The organism is Acinetobacter sp. 18QD2AZ41W (genome assembly GCF_009829025.1).
Taxonomy (GTDB): Bacteria; Pseudomonadota; Gammaproteobacteria; order Pseudomonadales; family Moraxellaceae; genus Acinetobacter; species Acinetobacter pseudolwoffii.
On record NZ_WURP01000037.1, the window covers coordinates 1 to 3419 of the forward strand.

Below are 3419 nucleotides of genomic sequence, written 5' to 3' on the forward strand. Positions count from 1 at the left end.
GCGGAAAGTTCTTTTACCCTCAGCCGAAATGCCTGCCGTTGCTAGACATTGCCAGCCAGTGCCCGTCACTCCCACTCGATTGTAAACAAGCACACAAAACCCTTTAGTGACAACAATTTGCAAGAACTATCAGGCTCAGTGCCATGAAAAATACCATGACCAGATCATGAGGTTGAACACGGCTTGCGCCGGCAGCGTTCACGCTCCTGGTCGGCGATCTCGCCCGGCTGCAATGCTAGCTCAGCATCGGTCATGCGCTCCAGCACGTCGCGTAGGCGGATGGTGCAAGGAATGGGCGGCAGCTCGAACTCATAGCCGCCGGCGATCATTTCGGCCGCAATCTCCTCGGTGATGAAAAACGGCTCGTCGTCTTGGTTCGGCTTCTTCATGCCCTTTCCTCCTGGCGCTCATCCTGGCCGACAGCGGCCAGGGCATCGGCTTCCGTCAATGCGTCCTCCACGAACGCGCCGTGCTGCTTCGCTTCGGCCTGGCTGACCTCGGCCCATATCCGTTTCACCTGGGCCGCACTGTACCCGGCCAGCTCGGCGGTCTTGTTGATGCTGTAGCCGGACTTGCGCAGCGCGACAACTTGGGCGCGGCGCTTCGGATCAGCACGGCGGCCCTTGTACCGCCCGGCCTGGCGGGCCAACTCAATGCCTTGGCGCTGGCGTTCGCGCCTGTCCTCGTAGTCGTCGCGGGCCATCTGCAAGGCCAGGCGAAAAAGCATGATCTGCACGGCTTCCAGCACGATCTTGGCGACGCCCTGGGCCTCGGCCGCCAGGTCGGATAGATCGACCACGCCAGGGACGGCCAGGCGTGCGCCTTTGGCCTGTATCGAGGCCACCAGGCGCTCGGCCTCGGGCAAAGGTAGGCGGCTGATGCGGTCGATCTTCTCGGCAATGACCACCTCGCCGGGCTGTAGGTCGCCGATCATGCGCAGCAGCTCAGGCCGGTCGGCGCGTGCGCCGGATGCCTTCTCACGGTAGATGCCGGCGACGTAGTAGCCGGCGGCCTTCGCGGCCGTAGTGATCGCCTCTTGGCGTTCCAAGTCCTGCGCGTCGGTGCTGACGCGCAGATAGACCCGCGCCACCATCGGCGCGGCTACTGGCTTCGTCCTGCGCATACTTGCGGGCTCCTTTGGGCATACTCAAATGCACCCATCTTAAACTGGCAGCTAATGTACAAAAGTTGATAGAAGCACACAAGTTCAATTTTGCACTTCTGCCCCACTATTGCAAAACTGCTTGTTAGTAGCCGTTTTTTCTTACTGTTTATAGATTCAATAATTTTTGAAACGAAAAATTGGGACTAAACATTTCGGTTTCGTTTTCTGTCGATTCGTCCTGCGTATCTTTTGCATAAACAAACATTTGTTGTTCGTAGTTTTCGATGGCATTTTCAATACTTGTAAATTCTCCGTTTGTAAGGTTTTCAGACAATATCAAAGCATCCAATAATCCCGTATTTACACCCTGTCCTGCAAAAGGCGACATCAAATGAGCAGCATCGCCAATCATTGTTATGGGTAATGGACGGTTACTTTTCCAATCATTGTTCAAAGGAAATTTCCTTGTGGGCAAGCATTGAAATGTTGATACCGAACGTATTAATTGTTTGTAAACTTCACTCCATTTGGAAAATCTTTTCAATAAAAAATCGGCAACGCTGTTTCTGTCCTGAAAATCTAAGGGAATTTTATTTTTCCATTCATCGGGCGTTTTAAAACTAATTCCTAAATACAATGCACCATTATTATTGGGATTGGCAAACAATAAAATGCCCTGATGTCCCGCCATTAATCGGTTGCCGTTGCATAGCTGAAAAAATCCGGGACAGTTTATTTCCGGTTGAAGAATATCAGCTTGGATGTTGAAAGTACCGGTTTCTTCAACTTGCGTGTCGGTAACAAAGCTCCTTATTTTCGACATTCCACCATTGGCAAGAATAACCAAATCTGCTGTTTCACTCGGTTTATTCTCAAAAGTTAGTGTCCACTTCTTCTTACCAGGTTCAAGCATAACAAGTTTTCTATCCCAAATAACCGTGTCGTTTTCTAAACTATTCAACAAGATAGCCCTTAAGTCATTTCTGTTTATTTCAGGATTGTCAAATCGATTTTCGGGCTTTACATTTTTTGTGGATAAAATATTGCCTTTTTCATCAGCAATATTTACACCCATTGGTAAGGCTAAGTCATAATAAGTTTGTAACAATCCCGCTTTTTTCATTGCTTCCTGACCTGAACCTTTGTGTAGGTCAAGGGTTCCACCAAAAATTCTTGCCTCTCGGTCGTTGTCTCTTTCGTAAACTGAAACGTCTATGCCGTTTTGCTGTAATAATTTTGCCATAGTCAGTCCAACGGGTCCACCACCAATTATTGCAACGTTCTTATCACTAAGTAAATTCATTTGTTTGCCTGTATCTATTCGCATTGTCATTCAAAAATGGCACATAACAAGTGGCTATACGCCAAATGGCGTATATATCCACTATATCTTATTTTGCTAAACCTTTCATTATCAGTGACAAATCCGTTTTCAACCGTTTACCGTTCGTTTCTACTCTCTCAAAAGGATTTATATTCATAGTGCTTTTTGTTAAGTTTTGCTCAAATATACAAATCCTTTCTATATATCTAACAAATCCATCGGACTTTTTAATTGTTCCATTCCCTTGGTGGTAATATGTGTATAAACCTCAGTTGTTTTACTGCTTGAATGACCTAACAACGATTGAATATAACGTAAACTCGTACCATTCTCAAGCAAATGCGTTGCAAAGCTATGTCGTAAGGTATGTACAGTAACTTCCTTTTGAATCTTTGCTTTTAAAACAGCTGCTTTAAAAATGTTTTGAATACTTCGGCTTGAGTATGCGCCACCTTTTTGACCTTCAAATAAATAATCTTTTGGTTTATATTCCATAAAGTATGTTCTTAAAATAATTAATGTTTTCTCAGATAAAATGGTATAACGATCTCTTTTTCCTTTTGACTGTTCTATACGAATTTGCATGCGCTTGGAGTCAATGTCTTTTATTTTCAGGTTTATACATTCAGAAATGCGCAAACCTGCCGAATAAATAGTCATCAGAATAGCCTTGTGTTTCACGTTTTCAATAGCGCGTAGTACCCGAATGGTTTCTTCTTCACTCATCACAACAGGAAGTGTTTTTTCTTTTTTTGGTCTTTCGATGAAATATGTTTTCCGTTGTCCACCCAAAACACGTTCGTAATAAAACTTAATCGCATTGATTGCCTGGTTTTGATAAGATATTGAAACTTTTCGCTCCATAACCAAATGTCGGAGAAATGATTGTATATGTCCTTCATTCAATCGATCGACGTATAGGAAGAATAAACGCCCTTTTCACCCAAGTCCAACAGCTTTGGACCGCAGTTGACTCTTTCGACACCCCTG

At 45.4% G+C, this 3419-nt stretch carries 4 protein-coding genes; all 4 read right to left on the reverse strand.

Annotated features, from left to right (window positions below):
- Positions 1 to 164: 164 nt before the first annotated feature.
- A complete protein-coding gene (locus GVV58_RS14970) occupies positions 165 to 389 on the reverse strand; it encodes a hypothetical protein (RefSeq protein ID WP_000743213.1) in 225 nt (74 codons plus the stop codon).
- Entirely contained in the window at positions 386 to 1123 is a 738-nt protein-coding gene (locus tag GVV58_RS14975; RefSeq protein ID WP_001366550.1) for a recombinase family protein, read from the reverse strand. The genes GVV58_RS14970 and GVV58_RS14975 overlap by 4 nt, the downstream gene beginning before the upstream one ends.
- A 148-nt stretch (positions 1124 to 1271) precedes the next feature.
- Positions 1272 to 2438, reverse strand: coding sequence for a tetracycline-inactivating monooxygenase Tet(X) (gene tet(X), locus GVV58_RS14980; RefSeq protein WP_159516852.1), 1167 nt, complete (start codon positions 2436 to 2438; stop codon positions 1272 to 1274).
- A gap of 189 nt (positions 2439 to 2627) precedes the next feature.
- Positions 2628 to 3293, reverse strand: coding sequence for a tyrosine-type recombinase/integrase (locus tag GVV58_RS14985; protein ID WP_015060916.1), 666 nt, complete (start codon positions 3291 to 3293; stop codon positions 2628 to 2630).
- Positions 3294 to 3419 lie beyond the last annotated feature (126 nt).